This window comes from Nostoc sp. CHAB 5715 (genome assembly GCF_020829685.1).
In the GTDB taxonomy this organism is placed as follows: domain Bacteria; phylum Cyanobacteriota; class Cyanobacteriia; order Cyanobacteriales; family Nostocaceae; genus Nostoc.
The window spans coordinates 1-3,237 of the sequence record NZ_JAIVFR010000866.1 but is presented as its reverse complement, the minus strand read 5'-3'; the positions used below and the strand labels follow the sequence as shown (position 1 = coordinate 3,237).

6 protein-coding genes and 1 pseudogene are annotated in these 3,237 nt (G+C 42.5%); 3 read left to right on the top strand and 4 right to left on the bottom strand.

The genetic code is table 11. The annotated features are described in order from the left end of the window. Nucleotides 1–58 precede the first annotated feature (58 nt). Nucleotides 59–1,063, top strand: a complete 1,005-nt coding sequence (locus LC574_RS32750; protein WP_229457754.1) for a transaldolase — start codon at nucleotides 59–61, stop codon at nucleotides 1,061–1,063. A gap of 64 nt (nucleotides 1,064–1,127) precedes the next feature. Here LC574_RS32750 and LC574_RS32745 read toward each other — a convergent pair whose 3' ends face one another. The 3 genes and pseudogenes from LC574_RS32745 to LC574_RS38625 all read right to left on the bottom strand — a co-directional run bounded on the left by LC574_RS32745 (nucleotide 1,128) and on the right by LC574_RS38625 (nucleotide 1,680). Beyond that, entirely contained in the window at nucleotides 1,128–1,400 is a 273-nt protein-coding gene (locus LC574_RS32745; RefSeq protein ID WP_229457753.1) for a hypothetical protein, read from the bottom strand. Further along, a pseudogene (locus LC574_RS39360) lies at nucleotides 1,397–1,522 on the bottom strand (catalase-related domain-containing protein); the annotation flags it as partial. The gene LC574_RS32745 and the pseudogene LC574_RS39360, both read right to left, overlap by 4 nt. Next, the gene (locus LC574_RS38625; protein ID WP_306422191.1) at nucleotides 1,510–1,680 is read right to left on the bottom strand and encodes a catalase; all 171 of its coding nucleotides are present in this window, start codon (nucleotides 1,678–1,680) and stop codon (nucleotides 1,510–1,512) included. The pseudogene LC574_RS39360 and the gene LC574_RS38625, both read right to left, overlap by 13 nt. 175 nt (nucleotides 1,681–1,855) lie before the next feature. Here LC574_RS38625 and LC574_RS32735 point away from each other — a divergent pair, with 175 nt between their 5' ends. After that, the gene (locus LC574_RS32735; RefSeq protein WP_229457752.1) at nucleotides 1,856–2,305 is read left to right on the top strand and encodes a rhodanese-like domain-containing protein; all 450 of its coding nucleotides are present in this window, start codon (nucleotides 1,856–1,858) and stop codon (nucleotides 2,303–2,305) included. On the opposite strand, the gene LC574_RS32730 is transcribed toward LC574_RS32735, so the two are convergent. Then, on the bottom strand, nucleotides 2,302–2,463 hold the full coding sequence (locus LC574_RS32730) for a hypothetical protein (protein ID WP_229457751.1): 162 nt from the start codon (nucleotides 2,461–2,463) through the stop codon (nucleotides 2,302–2,304). The two genes, LC574_RS32735 and LC574_RS32730, sit on opposite strands and share 4 nt — an antisense overlap. Nucleotides 2,464–2,629: 166 nt before the next feature. Here LC574_RS32730 and LC574_RS32725 point away from each other — a divergent pair, with 166 nt between their 5' ends. Next, nucleotides 2,630–3,088 carry an acyltransferase gene (locus tag LC574_RS32725; protein WP_229457750.1) on the top strand — a complete coding sequence of 153 codons (459 nt, stop codon included), beginning with the start codon at nucleotides 2,630–2,632 and terminating at the stop codon, nucleotides 3,086–3,088. Nucleotides 3,089–3,237: the final 149 nt, after the last annotated feature.

The following is a 3,237-nucleotide window of genomic DNA, read 5'->3' as shown; positions in this document are numbered from 1 at the left end:
GCACTAATTTGGTGGGGAATAAGTAAATCCTACTAAACAAACCATCACGGAGTATTTTATGTCTAAGAATTTACTGGAACAATTGCGACAAGTGACTGTTGTAGTTGCAGATACGGGGGATATCCAGGCAATTGAAAAGTTCAAGCCCCAAGACGCCACCACCAACCCTTCGCTGATTACTGCTGCGGCGCAAATGCCAGAATATCAGGAAATTGTAGATCAAACTTTACTCCAAGCGAAGAAAGATGCTGGAGCCAAAGCCACCCAAGCACAGATAGTTTCTCTGGCTTTTGACCGTTTGGCAGTTGCCTTTGGATTAAAGATTTTGCAAATCATTCCTGGTCGCGTGTCTACGGAAGTAGATGCACGCTTGTCTTACGATACCGAAGCGACCCTGACTAAGGCACGGGACTTAATTGCTCAGTATAAAGCCGCCGGAATTGGCCGCGATCGCGTCTTAATTAAAATTGCCACCACCTGGGAAGGCATTCGTGCTGCGGAAATTCTCGAAAAAGAAGGTATTCACTGTAACCTTACCTTGTTGTTTGGTCTTCACCAAGCGATCGCCTGTGCAGAAGCTGGCGTTACCCTAATTTCTCCCTTCGTTGGCCGGATTCTTGACTGGTACAAAAAAGATACCGGACGCGATAGCTACCCAGCAGCCGAAGATCCAGGAGTTTTGTCAGTTACCAAAATCTACAACTACTACAAAAAATTCGGCTATAAAACCGAAGTTATGGGAGCTAGCTTCCGTAACTTTGGTGAAATTACTGAACTTGCAGGTAGTGATTTGCTAACTATTTCGCCATCACTTTTGGCTGAATTGCAAGCAACTGTTGGAGAACTGCCACGCAAACTCGACCCAGCCAAGGCAGCAAACTTGGAAATTGAAAAGATATCCGTTGACAAAGATACTTTTGACAAGATGCACGCTGCTGACCGCATGGCAACTAACAAACTAGACGAGGGGATCAAAGGTTTCACCAAGGCATTAGAAGACCTTGAAAAACTTTTGGCAGGCCGACTGGTTCGCCTTGAAGGAGAGGTAGTAGCAAGTCATTAGAACGTAACAATAGTTAGTGGTTAGTGGTTCAACCACTAACTATTAGTTAGTTGCATGAGCCATGTTAATACTGTCGTCGGATAATCTGGTATCCTCCGTAAGGCTGCCCTCGTTGCATAATCTGCCATTGTCTAAACTCCTGCCGTGGTCGAATATTTTGGTATCGTCCGTAAGGCTGTCGGCGTCGAATATTTTGATATCCTCCAAAGGGCTGTTGGCGTCGAATAATTTGATATCGTCCGAAAGGTTGCCGTCGTCGAATAATTCGGTATCGTCCTGACCGCCGTTGAGCAATTAAAAGCTCTCCAGTTTTATCTCCGTAAATTGTGGTCGTCATGCAAGACCAGAACGCACCCGCTCACCGTATTCTGGATCAGCCTGTGTAAAGTGGCCTATCATTCGCTCTTGAATATCTGGGTTACACTTTTTAAGTTGCGTCATAAGGTTTAAAATGAGGTCATCACGCTCCCATTCTTCAAAAGACCGATAGCGATCGCCTGCTTGCTGATAATCATTTGTAGTCCATCAACTAACACACCTGTACCAAAGGCAGCTTGCTCAACTTCGGCAAAATAGTCTCTAGGATTTTTATCAAGCACCAAACGTCCGACAGGCAATACTTCCGTGTAAAACTTAATTGCAAACCCACGCGGGCGAAGCTTGTCCTTGCAGCTCGTAATGAAGAAGCTCTCAGTCAACTTGCCGACGAGATCCGCAGTAAAGGCGGTCAGGCTACCTACGTCGTCGCCGATATTGGGAAATGAGAGAGTATTTTTACAAGTGCAATCACTTATGTTTAAGTTGATTAAACTTCTGATTAGATTGCAGTTTCCTAATGTTGAAGAAATTACAAGCAAAGAATTAGCTCAATTGCTATTAGATTCTGCAAAGCCGCGGCCATTAGTGCTAGATGCACGAAGTCAGATAGAGTATGCGGTGAGTCATATCGAAACAGCAACGCAGATAGACCCTTTTACACCTGACTTAGCAGTACTTTCAACAGTGCCAAAAGACAACCCAATTGTCGTGTACTGTGCTGTTGGCTATCGTAGCGCCAAATTAGCCCAGCAGCTTAATGAAGCTGGGATGAAGTGCATTTATAACTTGAGCGGTGGGATTTTTCAGTGGGCAAATGAAGGAAGATTCATTTTTAGAGACGACCAACATACACAGGTTGTACATCCTTACAATGCAATCTGGGGAAAACTGCTGAAATCTAGTTACCATGCTCAGGAGCATTAAAGTTGAATTTTACCGTTTTTCCCGCAATCTCTATTTTTCATATTTAACATGATATCTTGATTGAGTCCAGCTTTTTGCTGCTGTGCGACAAAAGAATCTTTAGGAAGAATACTTAGTTGCATCTGGGTATTACGCCACAGTAGGTTAAGTCCTGCCAACTTATGTCCTGATAGCTTTATAACCCAATACAGTTCAGTTAAGCATTTCTTCCTTCTCTTCCTTTGCGGTAGCCTGCGGCAAGCCGATGCAGCGTCTACTTTAATTGACTTTGAGAAAGAGTTAAGCCTTAATCCAAGCTTATTGCTTTATAACCAAACCAAATAAATGAACTTAAAATCTAATTTAGATATAACGAACAATCACCAAGAAAGACACTATGACCTCGATTGGTTAAGAGTATTGGCGGTACTATTGCTAATTTATTATCATGCCGCCGCAGTTTTTTACCAAGGCGAATTAGGCGATTTTTATATTAAAAATGACTTACTAAGCTCTGTCCTTGAATGGTTTATTTTTTTTGTTCATCAATGGCACATGCCATTGTTTTTTTTTATTTCCGGGGCTGCCTCTTGGTTTTCTCTTCAGTTGCAAACACCGATGCAGTATGTGAATGAGCGCTTTAAGCGACTATTAATCCCTTTCATATTTGGCACGCTGGTATTGGTTCCTCCTCAAGTCTATTACAGACTTCTTACTTATCACAAAGATATCGGTTCCTATTTACAGTTTTACCCACAGTTTTTTAACGGGATTCGTCCTCAAGGTAAATTGCTCCATTCATAAGCTAAATTGCGATAATTTTCACGGCTATAGCGTAATGTATGAACCAGTTGGTACAGTAGATCATTATCGCAGCCGTGAAAATTATCGCAATTTAGCTTATGAATGGAGCAATTTACGCTTTGCTTCTGCTTGGATAAACAGTAGTAAAG